General features: G+C 68.9%; 21 protein-coding genes. 8 read left to right on the forward strand and 13 right to left on the reverse strand.

From position 1 onward, the window contains the following. On the reverse strand, positions 1–831 hold the full coding sequence (locus tag ACK8HH_RS12310) for an alpha/beta fold hydrolase (protein ID WP_006897648.1): 831 nt from the start codon (positions 829–831) through the stop codon (positions 1–3). Between the two features lie 104 nt (positions 832–935). Between ACK8HH_RS12310 and ACK8HH_RS12315 the strand changes: the two genes are divergently transcribed. After that, a complete protein-coding gene (locus ACK8HH_RS12315; RefSeq protein WP_062367874.1) occupies positions 936–1,820 on the forward strand; it encodes a hypothetical protein in 885 nt (294 codons plus the stop codon). Positions 1,821–1,856: 36 nt separating this feature from the next. Here the strand turns inward: ACK8HH_RS12315 and era are convergent, their stop codons facing one another. From era to hrcA, 8 genes are all read right to left on the reverse strand, one after another. Continuing rightward, on the reverse strand, positions 1,857–2,753 hold the full coding sequence (gene era, locus ACK8HH_RS12320; protein ID WP_062367875.1) for a GTPase Era: 897 nt from the start codon (positions 2,751–2,753) through the stop codon (positions 1,857–1,859). A gap of 2 nt (positions 2,754–2,755) precedes the next feature. Further along, positions 2,756–4,096: a hemolysin family protein gene (locus ACK8HH_RS12325; RefSeq protein WP_039867904.1), complete on the reverse strand. Its 1,341-nt coding sequence runs from the start codon at positions 4,094–4,096 to the stop codon at positions 2,756–2,758. Positions 4,097–4,108: 12 nt separating this feature from the next. Next, the gene (ybeY, locus tag ACK8HH_RS12330; protein ID WP_006897644.1) at positions 4,109–4,651 is read right to left on the reverse strand and encodes an rRNA maturation RNase YbeY; all 543 of its coding nucleotides are present in this window, start codon (positions 4,649–4,651) and stop codon (positions 4,109–4,111) included. After that, on the reverse strand, positions 4,648–5,694 hold the full coding sequence (locus tag ACK8HH_RS12335; RefSeq protein WP_278124319.1) for a PhoH family protein: 1,047 nt from the start codon (positions 5,692–5,694) through the stop codon (positions 4,648–4,650). The genes ybeY and ACK8HH_RS12335 overlap by 4 nt, the downstream gene beginning before the upstream one ends. A 118-nt stretch (positions 5,695–5,812) precedes the next feature. Continuing rightward, positions 5,813–6,571, reverse strand: a complete 759-nt coding sequence (locus ACK8HH_RS12340; protein WP_278124320.1) for an alpha/beta hydrolase family protein — start codon at positions 6,569–6,571, stop codon at positions 5,813–5,815. Between the two features lie 11 nt (positions 6,572–6,582). After that, positions 6,583–7,335, reverse strand: coding sequence for a 16S rRNA (uracil(1498)-N(3))-methyltransferase (locus tag ACK8HH_RS12345; RefSeq protein WP_412475225.1), 753 nt, complete (start codon positions 7,333–7,335; stop codon positions 6,583–6,585). Next, positions 7,332–8,483 (reverse strand): molecular chaperone DnaJ, encoded by a 1,152-nt coding sequence (gene dnaJ / locus ACK8HH_RS12350; RefSeq protein ID WP_278124322.1) that lies wholly within the window; start codon positions 8,481–8,483, stop codon positions 7,332–7,334. Before dnaJ ends, ACK8HH_RS12345 begins: the two co-directional genes overlap by 4 nt. A 33-nt stretch (positions 8,484–8,516) precedes the next feature. After that, complete coding sequence (hrcA, locus tag ACK8HH_RS12355) at positions 8,517–9,554, reverse strand: heat-inducible transcriptional repressor HrcA (protein WP_006897639.1); 1,038 nt, start codon at positions 9,552–9,554, stop codon at positions 8,517–8,519. Positions 9,555–9,633: 79 nt separating this feature from the next. On the opposite strand from hrcA, the gene ACK8HH_RS12360 reads away from it, so the two are divergent. Continuing rightward, positions 9,634–10,044, forward strand: a complete 411-nt coding sequence (locus tag ACK8HH_RS12360; protein ID WP_006897638.1) for a type II toxin-antitoxin system VapB family antitoxin — start codon at positions 9,634–9,636, stop codon at positions 10,042–10,044. Between the two features lie 29 nt (positions 10,045–10,073). Here ACK8HH_RS12360 and ACK8HH_RS12365 read toward each other — a convergent pair whose 3' ends face one another. Both ACK8HH_RS12365 and ACK8HH_RS12370 read right to left on the reverse strand, forming a co-directional pair. Next, positions 10,074–10,769, reverse strand: coding sequence for an HD domain-containing protein (locus ACK8HH_RS12365; protein ID WP_412475226.1), 696 nt, complete (start codon positions 10,767–10,769; stop codon positions 10,074–10,076). Further along, positions 10,766–11,386 (reverse strand): TetR/AcrR family transcriptional regulator, encoded by a 621-nt coding sequence (locus ACK8HH_RS12370; RefSeq protein ID WP_062367878.1) that lies wholly within the window; start codon positions 11,384–11,386, stop codon positions 10,766–10,768. The genes ACK8HH_RS12365 and ACK8HH_RS12370 overlap by 4 nt, the downstream gene beginning before the upstream one ends. 76 nt (positions 11,387–11,462) lie before the next feature. Here ACK8HH_RS12370 and ACK8HH_RS12375 point away from each other — a divergent pair, with 76 nt between their 5' ends. Beyond that, a complete protein-coding gene (locus tag ACK8HH_RS12375; protein ID WP_222111544.1) occupies positions 11,463–11,900 on the forward strand; it encodes a PaaI family thioesterase in 438 nt (145 codons plus the stop codon). A 37-nt stretch (positions 11,901–11,937) separates the two neighbouring features. On the opposite strand, the gene hemW is transcribed toward ACK8HH_RS12375, so the two are convergent. Continuing rightward, a complete protein-coding gene (gene hemW / locus ACK8HH_RS12380; protein WP_222111543.1) occupies positions 11,938–13,164 on the reverse strand; it encodes a radical SAM family heme chaperone HemW in 1,227 nt (408 codons plus the stop codon). 315 nt (positions 13,165–13,479) lie between these two features. On the opposite strand from hemW, the gene ACK8HH_RS12385 reads away from it, so the two are divergent. Genes ACK8HH_RS12385 through ACK8HH_RS12405 form a run of 5 tightly spaced genes read left to right on the forward strand, consistent with a single transcriptional unit; the run spans position 13,480 to position 18,945 of the window. Beyond that, a complete protein-coding gene (locus ACK8HH_RS12385) occupies positions 13,480–15,201 on the forward strand; it encodes a nitrite/sulfite reductase (RefSeq protein ID WP_222111542.1) in 1,722 nt (573 codons plus the stop codon). A gap of 10 nt (positions 15,202–15,211) precedes the next feature. Further along, positions 15,212–15,940 carry a phosphoadenylyl-sulfate reductase gene (locus ACK8HH_RS12390; protein ID WP_412475227.1) on the forward strand — a complete coding sequence of 243 codons (729 nt, stop codon included), beginning with the start codon at positions 15,212–15,214 and terminating at the stop codon, positions 15,938–15,940. Beyond that, positions 15,937–16,911, forward strand: coding sequence for a sulfate adenylyltransferase subunit CysD (gene cysD, locus ACK8HH_RS12395; RefSeq protein ID WP_412475228.1), 975 nt, complete (start codon positions 15,937–15,939; stop codon positions 16,909–16,911). Before ACK8HH_RS12390 ends, cysD begins: the two co-directional genes overlap by 4 nt. Continuing rightward, complete coding sequence (locus ACK8HH_RS12400; protein ID WP_006897630.1) at positions 16,911–18,212, forward strand: sulfate adenylyltransferase subunit 1; 1,302 nt, start codon at positions 16,911–16,913, stop codon at positions 18,210–18,212. The genes cysD and ACK8HH_RS12400 overlap by 1 nt, the downstream gene beginning before the upstream one ends. Before the next feature lie 13 nt (positions 18,213–18,225). Next, a complete protein-coding gene (locus ACK8HH_RS12405; RefSeq protein ID WP_006897629.1) occupies positions 18,226–18,945 on the forward strand; it encodes a sirohydrochlorin chelatase in 720 nt (239 codons plus the stop codon). A gap of 615 nt (positions 18,946–19,560) precedes the next feature. Here the strand turns inward: ACK8HH_RS12405 and ACK8HH_RS12410 are convergent. Continuing rightward, positions 19,561–21,189: an AMP-binding protein gene (locus ACK8HH_RS12410; RefSeq protein ID WP_278124336.1), complete on the reverse strand. Its 1,629-nt coding sequence runs from the start codon at positions 21,187–21,189 to the stop codon at positions 19,561–19,563. Positions 21,190–21,316: the final 127 nt, after the last annotated feature.

Genomic DNA, 21,316 nt, shown 5'->3' on the forward strand with positions numbered 1-21,316 from the left:
TCACCGGGCACCGACGAATTCGCGCAGCGCCGCGGCGACCTGCTCCGGCTGGTCCTCGGGCAGCAGAGTCCAGGAGTCGGCGATTTCCACCAGCCGCGCATCGGGGAACTCGTCGACCATCCGGCGGGCGTGCTCCACCGGCATCATCCGATCTTCGGTGGCCCAGAGCAGCAGCACGGGTCGATCGAAGGACACCACCTTGCGGTGCCAGTCGAGCAGTACTTGCTTGGGCGGTGTACCCGTGACGAACTTGCGCAGGTCACGGCGGACGCCGGGATCGGCCAGCGCATGGCCGAACCAGTCGTCCATCACCGCGTCGGGTATCCGGTTCTTGGCCAGCCCGCCGTAGCCCGCCCGCCCGTGCCGGAACACCGACAACTGAGTCAGCCGGGTCAGCAGCCACGTCCCGCCGGGCACGCGGCACAGCTGGGCGGCCGGCCGGGCCGGCCGCGGCGGAAAGTTGTCGTACGCCTCGCACGAGGCCAGGACCAGCCGCGCCAGCCGTTCGTCGCGGCCCTCCGAGATGATGAACTGCCCACCGCCCCAGTCGTTCAGCACGAGGGTGACCGCGCGCAGATCGAGTGCTTCGAGGAAATCGGCGATGATGTTCGCCTGCCCCGACTGCGTCAGATCGGCGGAAGCGTTCATCGGCTGCCGCTGGGCGCCGAGCGGCCACGTCGGCGCGATGCACCGGAAGTCGTCGAGAAGGGGGATCACCCGGCGCCACTGAGTCCGGTTCATCAGGAGCCCGTGGCCGAAGAGCAGCACCGGCCCGTCACCTCCGGTGTCGAGGTAGTCGATGGGTCCGGCAGGCAGATCGATGCTCCCCATTCCTCGACGGTCCCGCAGCCCGCGCGGGATGTCAACGGCTCAGCCGCCAGCGGCGCCGGGATTCGGCGTCTACTCTCGGAACCGACCCGGCGAGAAGGAGACTCATGACCGCACTGCTGGCACTCGGACTCGCCACCCGCACCATCTTCCGCGTCGACGTCGCCGACGGCCGGACGAGCGTCGTCCACAAGGACACCGCGTACTCACCGGACGGCGTGGTCGTCGTCGGCGACACCGTCTACTGGACGACGATGGGCCGTCCCGAACGGATCCCCGGCGTCGACGGCGAGGCGGCGTTCGACTACACGGCACCGACCGGCGGCCTGCACGCCATGCGCCTCGACGGGACCGACCGACGCGATCTGCTGCCACCCGGAGCGCTGACCACCGGGAAACAACTCGCGACCGACGGCCGCGAGCGGCTGTACTGGGGTGATCGGGAGGGGCTGCGCGTGTCCTCGTGCAGACTCGACGGCTCCGACCGGATCGACCTGGTGGTCAACGCGCAGACCGGGGACGGCACCGCCGAATGCGTCGGCGTCGCCGTCGACCGCGATCACCTGTACTGGACCCAGAAGGGGCCGTCGAAAGGCGGTCTCGGCCGGATCTTCCGGGCCGGACTGTCCGTTCCCGAGGGCGAGTCCGCCGACCGTCGCTCCGATGTCGAGACGCTGTGGAGCGGACTCCCCGAGCCCATCGATCTCGAGGTGGTCGACGGTGTCCTGTACTGGACCGACCGCGGCGCCGAACCCGACGGCAACACGCTCAACCGGGCGCCGCTGCCCGGTCCCGGCGAGCCCGGAACGCCTCCGGAGATCCTGGCCCGCGGACTGCACGAGGCGGTCGGCATCGCCGTCGACACGCGGGCCGGCCTGGCGTACGTGTCCGATCTGGGCGGCACCATCCTGGCCGTCGCCCTGGACGGCACGGGCGATCGCGTCGTGGCCGACATGGGGCAGATGATCACGGGTCTGGCACTGGTGCGGTGAGCCGGGCCGACTCGCGATCAACCGCCCGTGCGCTGCTCAGAAGCCGAGGCGTCCGAGCTGCTTCGGGTCGCGCTGCCAGTCCTTCGCGACCTTGACGTGCAGGTCGAGATAGATGCGGGTGCCGAGGAGCCGCTCGATCTGGGCGCGCGCGGTGATGCCGACCTCCTTCAGTCGGGACCCCTTGTGGCCGATCACGATCCCCTTCTGGGAATCGCGTTCGACGTAGAGGATGGCGTGCACGTCGACGACCTCGGAGTCCTCGCGGGGAATCACCTCTTCGATGACCACCGCCAGCGAATGCGGAAGCTCGTCCCGGACTCCTTCCAGCGCGGCCTCGCGGATGAACTCCGCCATCAGCACCTGCTCCGGTTCGTCGGTGAGCTCGCCGTCCGGGTAGAACGCCGGGCCCTCCTCGCAGAGCGAGACGAGGACGTCGCCCAGCACGTCGAGTTGCTTGCCCGACTTCGCCGAGCACGGCACCACCTCGGCGTCGGGGCCCATCAGCTTCGACAGCTCCATCAACTGCATGGCCACCTTCTCGGGCCCCACGCGGTCGATCTTGGTCACGATGCCGACCTTGCGCGTACGCGGCGAGGTCGCCTTGATCTCGTCGATGATGCGCCGGTCGCCGGGTCCGATCGCCTCGTCGGCGGGGATGCACACGCAGATGATGTCGACGTCGGCGTAGGTCTCCCGGACGAGGTCGTTGAGCCGCTGGCCGAGCAGGGTGCGAGGACGGTGCAGGCCGGGGGTGTCGACCAGGATCAGCTGCGCATCGGGCCGGTTCACGATGCCGCGGATGGTGTGCCGCGTGGTCTGCGGACGATTGGAGGTGATCGCCACCTTGTCACCGACGAGCGCGTTGGTGAGCGTCGACTTGCCGGTGTTCGGCCTTCCGACGAAACACACGAAGCCGGATCGGAATTCGGTCACTGTCAGTTCTCCTTCAGGTCGTTCGTCTCGCCGGACCCCTCGCTCGCCGGGACGGCGGGAGCTGACTTCTTGGACCGCCGTACGACGACGGAGGTGATGCGCTGGCGGCCGAGCCGGTTGGGACCGCCTTCGGCGATCATCCGCAGTCCGTCGACCTTCACCTTGGCGCCGGGCAGCGGCACCCGGCCCAGGCGCAGGGCCAGCAGCCCGCCCACGGTGTCGACGTCGTCGAGATCGAGGTCGATCTCGGTGCCGAACAGTTCTTCGAGATCCTCCACCGGCAGCCGCGAGGACACTCGGTACACGTCGTCGCCCAGCTTCTCGATGGGGGCGACCTCGTCCGTGTCGTACTCGTCGGTGATCTCGCCGACGATCTCCTCCAGGACGTCCTCGATCGTGACGAGCCCGGCGATGCCGCCGTACTCGTCCACCAGCAGCGCCATGTGATTCCGGTTGGCCTGCATGTCCGAGAGGACGTCGTCGAGCGGTTTGGAGTCCGGCACGAACTCGGCGTCGCGCATCACCTCCTCGACGGAGACTCCGCGCGCCGCGCTCGACAGCTGCGGCAGCAGGCGTTCTACGACGTCCTTGAGATACACCACGCCGAGGACGTCGTCGGGGTTCTCACCGATCACCGGGATCCGCGAGTGGCCCGACCGGACCGCGAGACTCATCGCCTGAGCCGCCGACTTGTCGTGCTCGATCCACACCATCTCGGGCCGGGGGACCATCACCTCGCGGGCGTCGGTGTCGCCGAACTCGAACACGGACTGGATCATGCGTCGCTCGTCGGCGTCGACCACGCCCCGCTGCTGAGCCATGTCGACCACCTCGCGCACCTCGACCTCCGTCGCGAACGGCCCGTTCCGGTAGCCCTTGCCGGGGGTCAGCGCGTTGCCCATGAGGATCAGCAGCCGGGTCACCGGACGCAGCAGGACTCCGACCGCCGTCAGGATCGGTCCGGCGACGAGCGAGATGGAGTACGCGTTCTGACGGCCCAGGGTGCGGGGGCCCACGCCGACGGCCACGTACGAGACGACCGTCATCGCGGCGACGGTGACGGCGATGCCCCATCCGGTGCCGAGCGCGTCGACCGCGACCACCGCGACCATCGTCGTCGCGGCCACCTCGCAGAGAACGCGCAGCAGAACCGCGAGTCCCACGTAGGTGCCGCGCTGTTCCACCACGGTGTGCAGGCGCCGGGCCCCCGCCCGACCCTCTTTCACCAGGTCGTCTACGCGTGCGACCGAGACGGTCGCCAGCGCGGCGTCGGTGGCGGCGAAGCCGCCCGCGAGCACGGTCAGGAGCGCGGCAACGCACAGAAAGACGATGTCGCTGAGCAGAGGAGACACCCGTCAGCGCCCTTCCGGGCCGGCGAATCCGATGTCGTTGAGAAGCCGGGCGTCGCGCTGCGCCTGCTGAAGCAGCCGCGCGCGGTCGTCGCGGGCCGAGTACCAATCGGTGATGATCTGGCCCTGCAGCCCGAACATCTCGCGCTCCTCGTCCGGCTCGGCGTGGTCGAATCCGAGCAGGTGCAGCACGCCGTGAACGGTGAGTACGGCGAGTTCGTGCTCGAAGCTGTGGTGCTGCGACTTGGCCTGCTCGGCGGCGAACTCCGGACACAGCACGATGTCGCCGAGCATCGCCGGGCCGGGCTCGTCCGCGTCGGGTCGCCCGCCGGGCGTCAGCTCATCCATCGGGAAGCTCATCACGTCGGTAGGCCCCGGCAGATCCATCCACTGCATGTGCAGTTCGGCCATCGAATCGGAGTCGATCAGCTGAATCGACAGTTCAGCACCCGGATGCACCTCCATCCGGCGCATCGCGAACCGTGCCGCCTCGATGATCAGCTGCTCGGGTACGTCGACGCCCGACTCGTTGAACAGTTCGACGCTCACCGGCGACGCCCTCCGCTCGTGTGGCGCAGCCCTTCGCGTCGGGCCGCGCGATTGCCCTCGTGAGCCTCGGCCCTGCCGTACGCGTCGACGATGTCGGCCACCAACCGGTGCCGCACCACGTCCGCGCTGGTCAGGTTCGCGAAATGGATGTCGTCGATGCCGTCGAGGATGCGGGCCGCAGCGCGCAGGCCCGACTGGGCCCCGCCCGGGAGGTCGATCTGCGTCGTATCGCCGGTGACGACGATCTTGGCGCCGAAGCCCAGGCGGGTGAGGAACATCTTCATCTGCTCGCCCGTGGTGTTCTGAGCCTCGTCGAGAATGATGAAGGCGTCGTTGATCGTCCGGCCGCGCATGTAGGCCAGCGGCGCCACCTCGATGACACCGGCCTCCATCAGCTTGGGGATGGCCTCCGGATCCATCATGTCGTGGAGCGCGTCGTAGAGCGGGCGCAGGTACGGGTCGATCTTCTGATGGAGCGTGCCGGGCAGGAAGCCGAGCCGTTCTCCCGCCTCCACCGCGGGACGGGTCAGGATGATGCGACTGACCTGCTTGGTCTGCAGTGCCTGCACCGCCTTGGCCATCGCGAGGTAGGTCTTGCCCGTGCCCGCGGGTCCGATTCCGAAGACGATCGTGTTCTCGTCGATCGCGTCGACGTACCGCTTCTGGTTCAGCGTCTTGGGGCGGATCACCTTGCCGCGCCGCGAGATGATGTCGAGGCTCAGCACATCGGCGGGGGTCTCCGAATCGCTCGTGGCCAGGATCGACAGGCTCTGACGCACCAGGTCGGGGGTGAGTGTGGTCCCTCCGCGCACCACGCGGACCAGTTCGGCGATCACCCGTTCGGACGCGGCCACGTCGGCGGGTACGCCGGTGAGCGTGATCAGATTGCCGCGGACGTGGATGTCGGCGGGCAGCTGCACCTCCAGGGTGCGGAGGTTGACGTCGGCCGCGCCGAGCAGCCCCACCGCCAGGTCCTGGGGAACCTCGATATTCGAACTGGTCACCGCCGCGGCCGTCGGGGCGTCGCGGTTGTCGTCAGTCACTGAGTTTCGTCTCCCCGAGGTCGGTCGGCGGGCGGTCGCACGCTTGTGTGGATTCGCTCAAGTCTATCGCCGGTGATCGCCGGGTGCGAGCGAGTACGCCCGCGGCCGCCGTCGCCGGTCAGATGCCGAGCACCCGCAGGGTCTGCCGGTGCGCCGCGCTGCGCGGATCGACGAAGGCGTCGTGCCCCTCCCCCGGCACCTCGTAGAGCACCGCCCGCTGACCGCGCGCGGCGGCCCCCTCCACGTAGCGGCGGCTCAGCTCGATCGGCACCGAGGCGTCGTCGGCCGTGTGCACGGCGGCCACCAGCGCGTCGAAGGGCGGCTGGCAGGCGGGCGACGCCGCCGCGTAGCGGTCCGGCGCCTCCTCGAACGAGACGCCCATCAACCGACGGACCGACGGGCGGTCGGAGGCGCCGCCGGTGAAGTCGAGGACCGCGGACTGCGGCACCACCGTCGCGATGCGGAAGCCGCCCGCTCTCGCGTCGGTCTGCGCGACCGCCCAGACCGCGAGTTGTCCGCCCGCCGAGTGTCCGACGACGGCGACGTTCTTGCGATCGACCTTGACGCCGTCGATCGCCAGTTGTTCGGCGACCGGACCCTCGAGGGCACGGATCGCCGCGACCACATCGCGCCCGGTACCCGGCCAGCCGCCGCCGGTCTCTTCCACCCTGCGGTACTCGATGTTCCAGACCGCCGCCCCGCGCTGCGCCAGGTCGCGGGCGACCGGTGTGTTGATCACCAGCGAGTACTCGGTGGACCAGTATCCGCCGTGCACCAGGACGACGAGCGGCGCGCACTCGGCCGGCCCCCGTTCCGGAAGATACAGGTGGCCGAACTGGCTTGGCTGATCGCCATAGTGAATCTTCTTGCGACGCAACAGACGTCCTTTTATCGAGTCCAGCGGTCGGTGACCGCGCCGAGGGCGCCGAGCGCCACCGCTCCGGCGGCGACGGTACGCAGCACCTCCGGACCCAGCACCACCGGCACCGCACCCAGGGCGGTGAGGTCGGCAATCTCCGCCTCCGCCAGTCCGCCTTCGGGCCCCACCACGAGAAGCACCTCGGGCACCTCGGCGAAATCCAGCGAACGGAACGCGACCGCGCCGGCCTCATGAAGCAGCGCGACGATCCCGCCGTCGGCGGCCACCCGTGCCGCCAGCTCGCGCACGTCGGTGGTGCCGGCCAGATCGGCGACCTCGGGGATCCACGTCCGGCGCGCTTGCTTGGCCGCGGTGGCCGCGGTGGCACGCCACTTCTCCACACCCTTGACGGCCTTCACGCCGCTCCAGCGGGCGATGGTGCGCGCCGACTGCCACGGCACGATCGCGTCGACCCCGGCCTCAGTCATCAGGTCGACGGCGAGATCGCTGCGTTCAGCCTTCGGCAGCGCCTGCACGACCGTCACCAGCGGCTTGGGACGGGGGTGGACCTGTACCCGGCCGACGCGGACGGTGAGCCGGTCCTTTCCGCCGACCTCGATCACCTCGCACTCGGCGGTGGTTCCGCGTCCGTCGCCGAGGGTCACCGTCTCACCGGCACCGATCCGCGTGACGGTCACCGCATGTCTGCCCTCCGGGCCGGACAGCACCGTGGTGTCGCCGGCGCGCGGCACCTCGTCGACCCAGAAGAGCGGCGGCGTCATCGGCCGGCGAAGGCGTTACGCAGCTTGGAGAAGAGTCCGCCGTTGGCGGCGGCCTTGGAGGTGGCGGTCACAAGTTCCACTTCCTCGCCGGAGACCTCGCGGAGTTCGCGGAGCAGGTCGCTCTGGCGTCCGTCGATCCGCTTCGGCACCACCACGTCCAGATGTGCGTGCAGGTCGCCGCGCACACCTGAGTTCAGATGCGGCAGACCCTGGCCGCGCACCCGGACGACGGTGCCGGGCTGGGTGCCGGGTTCGACGGTGAGGGTCGCGGAGCCGCCGAGCACGGTGTCGACGGTGAGTTCGGTGCCCAGCGCCGCGTCGACCATCGGCACCCGGACGGTGCAGTGCAGATCGTCGCCGTCACGGACGAAGACGTCGTCGGCCTGCTCGGAGACCTCCACGTAGAGATCGCCCGCCGGGCCTCCGCCGGGTCCCACCTCGCCCTGCCCGGCCAGTCGCACGCGCATCCCGTCCTGGACGCCGGCCGGGATCTTCACGGTCATCGTGCGGCGCGAACGGACGCGGCCGTCGCCGCCGCACTTGAGGCACGGATCGGGGATGGTCTCTCCGACGCCGTGGCACTCCGGGCATTCGCGCACCGTCATCACCTGGCCGAGGAAGGACCGCTGCACGGCCTGGATCTCACCGGCGCCCTTGCACGTCGCGCAGGTCACCGGCTTCGAATCGTCGCGGGTGCCCGATCCCTTGCACGTATCGCACAGGACCGCGGTGTCGACCGTGATCTCCTTGCGTGCGCCCGCCGCGATCTCCTCCAGGGTCAGACTGACGCCCACCAGTGCGGGTTCACCGGGGCGCACCCGTCCCCGGGGACCGCGGCCGCCCCCGAAGCCGCCAGTGGCCCCACCGAAGAAAGTCTGGAAGATGTCGCCGAGCCCGCCCGCACCGAACGGATCGCCTCCGAAGCCGCCGCTCGGGCCCGCCAGGGGGTCGCCGCCCGCGTCGACGATGCGCCGGCGCTCGGGATCGGAGAGCACCTCGTAGGCGGTCGTGACCTCTTTGAACTTGTCCTCGGCGTCGGGGTTGACGTCGGGGTGCAGTTCGCGAGCCAGCGTGCGGTACGCACGCTTGATCTCCTGGTCCGACGCGCCTGCAGACACGCCCAGAATTCCGTAGTAGTCACGAGCCACGGTGAATTAGGTCCTTCGCAATCAAGACATCAACTAACGGTCGGCGAGGACTTCGCCGACGTATTTCGCAACCGCCGCCACCGATGCGATTGTTCCCGGATAGTCCATTCGGGTGGGTCCAACCACACCGACACTGCCGAAGACGGTGCCCGAAGCACCGTACCCGGTCGAGACCACCGAGGTGCTCCGGAGGTTCTCGGTGTTGGTCTCCTCGCCGATCTGGACGGTGACCTTTCCGGTCCGCTGCGTGTGCGCGAGCAGCTTGAGGACCACCACCTGCTCTTCGAGCGCGTCGAGCACGATGTCCATGCCGCCCATGTTCGAGGAGAAGTCGGCCGCCGACCGCGCGAGGTTCGACGTGCCGCCGAGGACGAGCCGGTCGTCTCCGCGTTCCACGAGGGTCTCGACCAACACGGTGGCGATGGTGATGACCGCCTCGCGCAGGTCCGCGGGCGCGGTGGTCGCCAGTTCGGCGACCGCCACCGAGGCGTCTTCGAGCCGCTTGCCGTCCAGGGCCGTGGAGAACATGTCGCGCACCCGCACCAGGTTGTCCTCGTCGATCTCCTCGGAGAGGGTCACCATCCGCTGCTCCACCCGGCCGGTGTCGGTGATGACCACCAGCAGCAATCGGGTGGGCGAGAGTGAGACGACTTCGAGGTGCCGCACGCGGGCGGTGGAGAGCACCGGATACTGGATCACGGCGACCTGGCGAGTGAGTTGCGCGAGCAGGCGGACCGAGCGGCGCAGTACGTCGTCGAGGTCGACCCCGTTGTCGAGCACCGACAGGATCGCGCGGCGTTCGGCGGCCGACAGCGGTTTGATCTCGCTGATGCGGTCGACGAACATCCGGTAGCCCTTGTCGGTCGGGATCCGACCCGAGCTGGTGTGCGGCTGGGCGATGTACCCCTCGGCTTCGAGCGCCGCCATGTCGTTGCGGACGGTCGCGCTGGAGACTCCCAGGTGGTGGCGCTCCACGAGCGCTTTCGACCCGATCGGCTCCTGCGTGGAGACGTAGTCGGTGACGATCGCACGCAAGATCTCGAAACGCCGGTCATCCGTCGACGACGACAAGTCCGTACCTCCCGATGCCACGACTTTGCCTACAGTGGATACGACCATTCTACGTAACCGACGGAAAGACCAGGACCCGATGATCTTCAAGGGCGTGCGCGAGGGCAGACCCTACGTCGATCACGGTCTCACCGCGCGCGAGTGGGCGCAGATCCCGCCGCGCCAGTTCCGGCTCGATCAGCTCACCACCGTCACCACCGTCCTCGCACTCGACAAGCTGCTGTCGGAGGATTCGACTTTCTACGGCGACCTGTTCGCCCACGTGGTGCTGTTCGAAGGAAACCTGTATCTCGAGGACGGGCTGCACCGGGCCGTGCGCTCGGCGTTGCGGAACCGCACGATCATCCACGCCCGGATGCTCGATCTGGACGAGCGCATCGCCGCGGGCCGCGTCGCACCCGAGTCCGGCGAGCTGGAGATCACTGCGCCGATCGCCCCGGTCACCGGCAGGCGCCGCCGCTCGGTCGGCGCGCATCGGCTGCCCGACTGATCCGGCCGACGCACCGGCGACCGGATCGATCAACGCGCGAGCGGGTTCAATGCCATCGGAACGCGCGCGCCGGCGCGCCACAGCACTGCCGCGCTCGAGTGCGGTCGCAGTCTCGCCTCGGTTCTCATCGCAGTCGTGAACACCTCGCCGAACCCGGCGCGCGGATGCGCGCTCTCGGTGGCCGTGACGAGCCCTCCGTCGACCTCCCTCAGCCGGTATCCGACGACGTCGAGTTCGACCGCCGAGTGCAGGCATCGCGCGACCGGCTCCGCCGGAACGGCCGGGTGGAAGTGTCCGGCGATCGCCGCGCGCACCACCTCGGCCTGCGCCTGGCCTCGGTGTGCCGCGACGAGTCGGGCCGCATGATCGGCGCCGAGCGCGGCGAAACAGCCGTAGTCGGGGTGATCGGGCGCACCGAGCGCCAGATCGTGCAGCATCGTCGCCGCCCACAACTGCTCGGCATCGACGTCCAGGCCGTCGACCTCGGCGAACGCGTTCGCCCACTGCCAGCATCGGAGGCTGTGCTGATGCACCGGGCCGGAGAGTTCGTCGGCTGCACGCTCAGCCACCTCGCGAGCGAACCGGGAGTCAGGCGGCGGGGTCAGTGCCACCACCGCCCCGGTGGGCCGGTCGCGCAGCTGAGCGGGCACCGCCCGGAATGCGGCCACCAACGCCGCGGCGGCCGCGGCCCGGCGGGATCGGCGGTCGAGTTCGCCCGCCCTCATCGCGCGCCGATCCGGTGCGCGCCGTCGACGCGGTCGGCCAGCTCACCGCGGATCGACGCGAGCAAGTCGTCGAACTCGGCCGAGTCGGTGAACCCCTGTGCACGCAGGGAGATCATGCCGTTCGCCGTACCCCACAGCCGCAGCGCCTCGAGTCTCGCCGCGCGGGGCGGCAGGGCCGACGCTCCGACCACCTGCTCGACGAGCCCGCCGAGCAGCCCGCGGATCATCGCCCGCGCCTGGTCGACGAGCTCGGAATCGTCCGGACCGACGTCGACCAGTCCCAGCGCCCGGAAGGCCAGCGGGTTGTCGGCGTGGAAGAGCAGGTACTCGTCGAAGACGGCGAGTTCCACGGCCTCTTCCGCGGAAGCGATCGCCGCCTCCATCCGCTCGACGTGGTCGCGGGCGATTCGGCATGCCAGCGCCACGTACACGTCGGCTTTGCCGCCCGGGAAGTTCGAGTAGATAGAACTCAGCGCCACGTCGGCCGCGTGGGCGAGCTGGTCGACGGACGTGCGGCGGAACCCCTGGTCGGCGAAGAGTTCTGCGGCTGCGTCGAGCACCGCGTCATGTGTGCGGCGGCGTCGCTTGTCGGACGGCGGGGTCAAGGGAACTGTCATATCAATAACGTAGTAACACTACGATTTCGTAGTCAAATTATGGTTTCATAGTATTACTACGAAAAGGAGCATTCAGATGACGACCACCGCCGACCGACAGCCGGCCACCGGCTCGGACGCCATGCGCGCGTTCTTCCCCACATCACCGTTCATCGACACACTCGGCGTCGAGTTGATCGACATCGGCGAGGGCACCGCACACCTGCGCCTCCCGTTCGCCGAGTCCAACACCACAGTCGGGCCGATGGTCCACGGCGGAGCCATCGGAGCATGCGTGGATCTGGGCATCATGGCGGCCGCATGGGCGGGTGACGACCCGGTACCCGAGAAGCTGCGCGGGGTCACCGTCAGCATGTCCGTCAACTTCATCGCACCCGCCATGAACGACGACATCGAGATCGTCGCGACCCGGCTTCGCAAGGGCCGGAGACTCAACCATTGCGCGGTCGAGATCCGGACCCGGGCCGACGACGGGCTCGTCGCGACGGGCAGCGGGGTCTACCAGACGGGATGACCGCCCTTCTCAGCCGCGACCGCACGGCCGAGGTCCGCTACTGCGCGACGAGGATGTCGCGGACCACGCCGTCGGCGAGCAGGCGTCCGCGATCGGTCAGCACATAGGCGCCCGCGACCGTCCGCAGCAGCCCCTCGGCCACCGCGGCGTCGGCTCGAATCCGTTCCGCGCCCGAGAGCACGTTCACGTCGAGCCCCTGGTGCATGCGCAGACGCAGCATCACCGCCTCGGTGTGCCGGTCGTCCGCGGTGAGGATCTCGTGGCCGCCGATCGGGAGCGAGCCGGAGGCCAGCGACGCCGAATAGGTGGCCGGATGCTTCTGGTTCCACCAGCGCACCCCGTCCACATGCGAGTGCGCACCCGGGCCGATCCCCCACCAGTCGTCGCTGCGCCAATACGCCTCGTTGTGGCGGCACACCGAATCCGGGTCGGGCGACGCATCCGGGCGAGCGCGAGCCCAGTTCGACACCTCGTACCAGGCCATTCCCGCGGCGCGCAGACGCGAGTCGATCATCTCGTAGCGCGCCGCGAGCACATCGTCGTCGGGCATGGGGATCTCCCCGCGGCGCACCTTGCGGGCGAACCGCGTTCCGTCCTCCACGATCAGCGCGTAGGCCGAGACGTGGTCGACGGGGACTGACAGGACGGCGTCGAGCGAGGCGTCGAGATCCTCGTCGCGCTCACCCGGTGTCCCGTAGATCAGATCCAGATTGAGGTGCTCGAAGCCCGCCGCCGCGGCCTCGCGCGCGGCGTCGAGGGCACGGCCGGGCGTGTGCGTGCGTTCGAGTACCGCGAGTACGTGCCGCGCGGCCGACTGCATCCCGAGCGAGACGCGGGTGAACCCCGCGGCCCGCAGCCCTTCGAAGAACTCCGGCGACGTCGACTCCGGATTCGACTCCGTCGTCACCTCGGCGCCGGGCGCGAGGACGAACGAGTCGCGCACGGCCCCCAGCAGGTCGGCGAGCCCGTCGGCGCCGAGCAGCGACGGGGTGCCGCCGCCGACGAACACGGTGCCGACGCGCCGGCCCGGGGCCAGGAGCGCGGCAGCCTGATCGAGTTCGGCGCGCACCCCCTCCATCCAGCTCTGCGGGGACGACGACGAACCGAGTTCACCGGCCGTATACGTGTTGAAATCGCAGTATCCGCAGCGCGTGGCGCAGAACGGCACATGGAGGTAGAGGCTCAGCGGCCGACTGGGGTCGGCGGTCGCCACTCTGGTGCGTGCCTGTGCGGAGAGTGCCTCCGGAGCACGTCGGTCAATCACCCATCCATCATGACTCACGCCGTGTCAAGGATATTAATCTCACGCTGAGGAAAAATAACCCCAAGTAGACTGACCTCGTCGGACGTGGCACTATGGCAGTCGTGACTTCCTCAGGAGTGTGGCTCGCCGAACGGCGGCACATCGATCTCAAGCGCGTCTGCAGCGCTTTCTGTCGGCACTAGCCGACGTCTCGGCCTTTCGAGAAGTCCCGACCCGCCAGCCCATCGCGGGTCTCTGAGGATGCCGATCTTCGTCACATTCTGATTTCAGCCCAATCGTCGTGCCGTGCTGTGCGCTGCACGCTCAGGAGAACTGATGACGCTCACGTCCCCCACCACCGCGGAGCCGACGGAGACGCCCACCGAGGCGCCCCGCAAGCGCGCGCGTCCCACCAAGCGCCGATCCGAAGGCCAGTGGGCCCTCGGCTATCGCACCCCGCTCAACGCGAACGAGCAGAGCAAGCGCGACGACAACCCGCTCAATGTGCGGCGTCGCATCATCGACAGCTACCAGTACGTCGGCTTCGACGGCATCGACAAGGCCGACCTGCGGGGCCGTTTCCGCTGGATGGGCCTCTACACCCAGCGGGCCGAAGGATTCGACGGAACGTACTCGGGCGAAGCCCACATCGACGAGATCGAGGCGCCGTACTTCATGATGCGGGTCCGCACCGACGGCGGACAGCTGAACCTGGCGCAGGTGCGCACGCTGGCGTCGATCTCCCGCGACTTCGCCCGCGGTACCGCCGACGTCACCGACCGCCAGAACCTGCAATACCACTGGATCGAGATCGAGAACGTCCCGGAGATCTGGCGCCGGCTCGAAGAGGTCGGCCTGGAGACCACCGAGGCCTGCGGCGACTGCCCGCGCGGCATGCTCGGCTCTCCCCTGGCAGGGCTCTCCACCGACGAGGTCCTCGACGCCAGTCCGGCCCTCGCCGAGATCAAGCGCCGCTACATCGGCAACCCCGAGTACTCGAACCTGCCGCGCAAGTTCAAGACCGCCGTCTCGGGTCTGCAGGACGTGGTGCACGAGATCAACGACGTCTCGTTCGTCGGCGTCGAGCACCCCGAACACGGCCCCGGACTGGACCTCTGGGTCGGCGGCGGGCTCTCGACCAACCCGATGCTGGCCAAGCGGCTCGGTGTCTGGGTGCCGCTCGACGAGGTCCCCGACGTCTGGGAGGGCGTGGTCGCGATCTTCCGCGACTACGGCTACCGGCGCCTGCGTTCCAAGGCCCGGCTGAAGTTCCTGATGAAGGACTGGGGGCCGGAGAAGTTCCGCCAGGTCCTCGAAGACGAGTACCTGCACCGCAAGCTCATCGACGGCCCGGCGCCGACTCCGCCGAAGCAGCCGATCGACCACGTCGGCGTCACCAAGCAGAAGAACGGCCTGTACGCGGTCGGGTTCTCCGCCGTCTCCGGCCGACTGTCGGACGACGTGCTGTACGCGATCGCCGATGCCGCGGAGAAGGCAGGCAGCGACAGCGTCCGCTTCACGCCGTACCAGAAGCTGGTCGTGGTGAACGTCCCCGAGGACCGGATCGCCCAACTCGACGCGGACCTGACCGCCGTCGGCCTGCAGTCGAAGCCGTCGGTGTGGCGCCGGAACCTGATCGCGTGCACCGGTCTGGAGTACTGCAAGCTCTCGTTCACCGAGACCCGCAGCCGGTCGCAGGCTCTGGTTCCGGAGTTGGAGAAGCGTCTGGCCGAACTCAACGAGCAGCTCGACGTGCCGATCACCATCAACTTCAACGGCTGCCCCAACTCCTGCGCCCGCGTGCAGGTCGCCGACATCGGCCTCAAGGGTCAGCTGATCGACGCCGACGGCACCCCGGTGGAGGGCTTCCAGGTGCATCTCGGCGGAAGCCTGGGCTTCGACAGCGGCTTCGGCCGAAAGCTGCGCCAGCACAAGATCTACGCCAGTGAGGCCACCGAGTACATCGAACGTCTCGTCCGCAATTTCATCGCAGGCCGCAACCCCGGCGAACGCTTCGCCGAATGGGCGGTCCGCGCCGACGACGCCGAACTGCAGTGAGGGAAAGACGATGACCGTCACCACAGATGATCTGGACGAACTGAAGGCGATCGCGGAGGCCGGTGCCGAGCAGCTCGGACCCGACGCCACCGCCGAGGAACTGCTGCGCTGGACCGCCGAGACCTTCGGCCCGCACTTCGTCATCGCGGCGAACATGCAGGACGCCGTACTGATCGACGTCGCCGACAAGGCGATCGAGGACAAGGAGGCCGTCGGCGGCAGGCTCAAGGCGCTGTTCCTCGACACCGGCTACCACTTCGCCGAGACCCTCGGCACCCGGGACGCCGTCGAGCAGGTCTACGACCTCGAACTGCTCAACATTACGCCCGAGCAGACGGTGCAGGAGCAGGACGAGCTGGTCGGCAGAAATCTGTTCGCCACCGACGCGGTCGAATGCTGCCGGCTGCGCAAGGTGGTCCCGCTGCGCGGTGCCCTGGCACCCTTCCGCGCATGGGTCACCGGTATCCGCCGAGTGGAGGCGCCCACCCGCGCGAACGCACCGTTGATCTCCTTCGACGAGGGCTTCGGCCTGGTCAAGATCAATCCGCTCGCCGCATGGAGCGACGAGCAGTTCCAGGACTACATCGACAGCCACGGCGTCCTGGTGAATCCGCTGGTCGACGAGGGCTATCCCTCGATCGGGTGCGAACCGTGCACCGTCAAACCAGCCGCCGGAGCCGATCCGCGCAGCGGCCGTTGGGCCGGCAGCGCCAAGACAGAATGCGGGTTGCACGCATGAGCATCATCGAATCGACAGACGTCCAGTCCGCCGTCGCGGACCGTGACGAACACCGTCCTGAGCGAGCGCAGCGAGACGAGGGATTCACCACGCTCGACGCCCTCGAGTCCGAGGCCATCCACATCTTCCGCGAGGTGGCGGGCGAGTTCGAGCGGCCGGTGATCCTGTTCTCCGGCGGCAAGGACTCGACGTTGCTGCTGCACCTGGCGCTCAAGGCCTTCTGGCCCGCGCCGCTGCCGTTCTCGCTGCTGCACGTGGACACCGGCCACAACCTGCCGGAGATCATCGAGTTCCGCGACGAGATCGTCGAACGTCACGGCCTGCGCCTGCACGTCGCGAGCGTCGAGGAGTATCTGGCCGACGGCCGTCTCACCGAGCGGCCGGACGGCATCCGCAACCCGCTGCAGACCATCCCGCTGCTGGACGGCATCAGCGAGAACCGCTTCGACGCCGTGTTCGGCGGCGCCCGGCGCGACGAAGAGCGGGCCCGCGCGAAGGAACGCATCTTCTCGCTGCGCAACGCCTTCGGCCAGTGGGACCCGAAGCGTCAGCGTCCCGAACTGTGGAACCTCTACAACGGCAGGCACGCTCCGGGCGAGCACGTGCGCGTGTTCCCGCTGAGCAACTGGACCGAGCTGGACGTGTGGCGTTACATCGCCCGCGAGCAGGTGCTGCTGGCGCCGCTGTACTACGCGCATGAGCGCGAGGTGTACCAGCGCGACGGCATGTGGATGACCGCCGGGCCGTGGGGAGGACCGCGCGAGGACGAGACCGTCGAGACCCGGATGGTGCGCTACCGCACCGTCGGCGACGGCTCCACCACCGGTGCGGTGCTGTCCGAGGCCACCGACAACGAAGCCGTTCTGGCCGAGGTCGCCGCATCGCGGCTGACCGAACGCGGAGCCACCCGCGGCGACGACCGCGTCTCCGCGGCCGCCATGGAAGACCGCAAGCGCGAAGGATATTTCTGATGAAGCACTCCCCCGACCTTCTGCGCATCGCCACGGCCGGTTCCGTGGACGACGGCAAGTCGACCCTCGTCGGCCGCCTGCTGTACGACACCAAGTCGGTGCTCGCCGACCAGATCGACGCCGTCACCAAGGCCTCGGTGGACCGCGGCATGGACACCCCGGACCTGTCGCTCCTGGTCGACGGCCTGCGCGCCGAGCGCGAGCAGGGCATCACCATCGACGTCGCGTACCGCTACTTCGCGACCCCCGCCCGGTCGTTCGTCCTCGCCGACACCCCCGGCCACGTGCAGTACACGCGCAACACCGTCTCCGGAGCGTCTACCGCGCAGCTGGTGATCCTGCTGGTCGACGCCCGCAGCGGCGTCGTCGCCCAGACGCGTCGGCACGCCGCCGTGATGGCCCTGCTCGGCGTTCCGCGGCTGGTGCTCGCAGTCAACAAGATCGACCTCGTGGAGAACGCCGCCGAGGTGTTCGCCGAGATCTCGGCCGAGTTCAACCAGATCACCGCTTCGCTCGGCTACTCGCCCGAGCAGGTCCAGGAGATCCCGGTCTCGGCGCTCCACGGCGACAATGTCGCGATCCGCTCGGAGAACACGCCGTACTACGACGGTCCGACTCTGATCGAGCATCTGGAGACGGTGCCGAACGAGCTCGACCGCGGGCAGGTCGGACTCCGGTTCCCCGTGCAGTACGTGATCCGGCCGCGCACCCCCGAGTACCCGGATTACCGCGGCTACGCCGGTCTGGTGGCCGCGGGAAGCGTGTCGGTCGGCGACGAGATCGTCGTCCAGCCGTCCGGTCTGCGCTCGACGATCGCGAAGATCGACACCCCCGACGGCGAGCTGGACACGGCGCACGCCGGCCGGAGCGTCACGCTGCTGTTGACCGACGACATCGACATCTCGCGCGGCGATCTGATCGCCTCGGCGGCCGATGCGCCGGAGCCCGCGCAGCAGTTCACCACCACGGTGTGCTGGCTGTCGGAGAAGCCGCTGCGTGCCGGTGCCCGCCTGCTGTTGAAGCACGGCGCCAAGACCACGCAGGTGATCGTCGGCGGCCTCGACGCGCTCTTCGACGAGCAGAACCTCGCCCTGGTCGAGGCACCGGAGTCGATCGAGTTGAACCAGATCGGACGGGTCTCGCTGATGACCGCCGAGCCGATCCCGGCCGACGACTACTCGCGCAGCCGCGAGTCGGGCAGCTTCCTGTTGATCGATCCGCAGGGCGGCAACACCCTCGGTGCCGGCCTGGTCGGCGACGCGCTGGCGGCGCTCGAGCTGCCGTCGCCGGCCTTGGCGTGACCGCCCGGTCCGGATGACCACGCTCGTTCTCGCCGCGCACGGCAGTCGTGATCCGCGCTTCAGCGTCACCGCGCGCCGGGTGGCCGATGCGGTGCGCATCGCGCTGCCCGGCGTGACGGTGGAGCTGGCATACCTCGACCTGACCGCTCCGCTGCTCACCGATGTTCTCGGGTCCGTGTCCGGCGAAGTGGTGGTCGTTCCGTTGCTGTTCGGCGACGGCTACCACAGCAAGGTGGATCTGCCCGCGCTGATCGACGCGGCCCACGCCGCGAATCCCGCCGCGACCATCGTCCAGACTCCGGTCGTGGGCCGGCACTCCCCGGTTCCGGCGCTGGTCGAGCGGCTGTCGGAGGCCGGTGCCGGCCCTCGCGACGGCGTGCTGATGCTCGCCGTCGGATCGTCGGACGCCGGCAGCGACGCTTCGGTGATCGGACGCGGCCGCGAGCTCTCCGCAGCGCTCGGCCGGCCGGTACGCACGCTCTTCGCCACCCGTCTGGGCCGTGACGGCGCCGCCGTTCGGGAGACGGTCGACGCACTCCTGGCCGACGGCGCCGACCGCGTCGCGGTCAGTCCGTTGTTCCTATCGGCGGGCCTGTTGACCGATCGGGTGGAGCGGTATCTCGACGCGATGGACGTACCGATGGTCGTGGCCGGTCCTGTCGCCGACCACCCGTGTCTGGTGGACGCAGTCGCTCGCCTGTACACAGCCGCCGCGGTCGTCGTCGCGAGCTGACTCCCGAGTTCGCTTCCTCCGGGCCCCGGGAGTCTCGACACGCACACTCACTGCGTTCGCGCGCTGCTCGACAACCCTGCGAAGCCCGAGGCCCGTCGAGTCGCGAGGAACGAAGTGACGAAGCGAATCGAGACATATGCACGTCTCGACACGCACACTCACTACGTTCGCGCGCTGCTCGACAACCCTGCGAAGCCCAGCCCGAGGCCCGTCGAGTCGCGAGGAACGAAGTGACGAGCGTATCGAGACATACGCACACGTCTCGACACGCACACTCACTACGTTCGCGCGCTGCTCGACAACCCTGCAGACCCAGCCCGAGACAACCCTGCCAGACCCAGCCCGAGGCCCGTCGAGTCGCGAGGAACGAAGTGACGAAGCGAATCGAGACATACGCACGAATCTCGACACGCACACTCACTACGTTCGCGCGCTGCTCGACAACCCTGCGAGGCCCGAGGCCACCCTGCGAGACCCAGCCCGAGGCCCGTCGAGTCGCGAGGAACGAAGTGACGAAGCGAATCGAGACATACGCGCGTCTCGACACGCACACTCACTGCGTTCGCGCGCTGCTCGACAAACCTGCAGACCCAGCCCGAGACAACCCTCAAACGGTCAGCCTTGGATGCGCATGGTCGAGTCGCCCCAGGCGGCGTCGCGGAGTTCGTTCTTGCGGATCTTGCCGGTCGACGTCTTCGGCAGATCGTCGACGAACTCCACCTCGCGCGGAGCCTTGTAGCCCGCGATCCGGCTCTTCACGTGTGCGATCACCTCGGCCTCGGTGAGCTGTTCGCCCGGCTTGCGCACCGCGTAGGCCTTCGGTCGCTCGCCCCACTTGTCGTCCGGCACGCCGACCACCGCGACGTCGACGATCGCGGGATGGCTCACCACCGCCTGCTCCACCTCGATGGTCGAGATGTTCTCACCGCCGGAGATGATGACGTCCTTGGCCCGGTCGAGGAGCTGCACGTAGCCGTCGGGATGCATCACGCCGAGATCGCCCGAGTGGAACCAGCCTCCGGCGAAGGCCTCGGCGGTACGCTCCGGATCCTCGAAGTACCCCTTCATCACCACATTGCCGCGCATCACGATCTCGCCCATCATCACACCGTCGGGCTCCACGTCCACCAGGGTCCCGTCCTCGGCGGGCTCCGAGAGAACGACGCGGAGCCGATCGGCGGTGATCATCCCGACGCCCTGCCGTGCCATGCGCACGGCCAGTTCCTCGCCCGACAGCGACGACCAGCTCGCGCTGGGCTCGCACACCGAGTACGGGCCGTAGGTCTCGGTGAGACCGTAGACGTGCACGAGCTCGATCCCCAGATTGCGGATCGCGCGAATGATCGTGGGGCTCGGCGGCGCCCCCGCGGTCGCAATGGTCAGGGGCCGGTCCATCCGGTGGGCCTCGCCCGCGGTGGCGAGCGTGGTCAGCACCGTCGGCGCGCCACTCATCTGGGTCACCAGTTCGGTGTCGATGAGACGCCACATGTCGTCGCCGCGAACCGCACGCAGGCACACGTGCGTGCCCGCGACCGCCGTCACCGACCAGGGGCCGCACCAGCCGTTGCAGTGGAACATCGGCAGGGTCCACAGGTAGCGGGTGTCGATGCCGAATCCCTGGGTGAGCACGTTGCCCAGCGAGGCCAGGTACGCACCGCGATGGGTGTACATCACGCCCTTGGGCTCGCCGGTGGTGCCCGAGGTGTAGTTGATGCTGATCAGCGAGTTCTCGTCGTCGACCTCCCACGGGATCGGGCTGTCGGAGCCGCGTGCCGTCAGCTCGTCGTACCGCAGATCGCCCGCACCGGTGTACTCGCCGTCGACGCTCGGGGTCTCGACCACCTCGCGCACGGTCTCGAATTCCACGCCCGCGAGCGCCTCGAGGAACGGCGCGTCGCCGACCAGCAGACGTGCTCCCGAGTGATTGCAGATGTAGCGGACCTCGGCGGGCGCGAGACGGGTGTTGACCGCCACCAGCACGCCGCCGGCGAGCGGCACTGCGAAGTGCGCGACCAGCATCTCCAGCGAATTGGTCGCCAGATACGCCACTCGGTCGCCCTCTCCGATCCCGGAGGCACGCAGGGCTTGGGCCAGACGGGTCACCTCAGCCGCCAGCTCGCGGTACGTGCGTCGCCGACCGCCGTCGACGGCCGCCTCCTTGTCCGGATGCACCTCGACGGCACGGTCGAGGAATCGCAGGGGCGTCAGCGGGCTGTCGAGTCCGGATCGGGCGGGAAGCGTCATGGTGTGACCCCTTCGGGGAGTGGTGGTGCAGTGTGACCCGACCACCATAGTCCAATGACACTCAGTGCCACCATAGGTCCGAAGTCTTTGCGCCGAACGGTCGAACCCCTGCGATCTACGGCACTTC

The organism is Gordonia sp. LUNF6 (assembly GCF_047041125.1).
In the GTDB taxonomy this organism is placed as follows: Bacteria; Actinomycetota; Actinomycetes; order Mycobacteriales; family Mycobacteriaceae; genus Gordonia; species Gordonia sihwensis.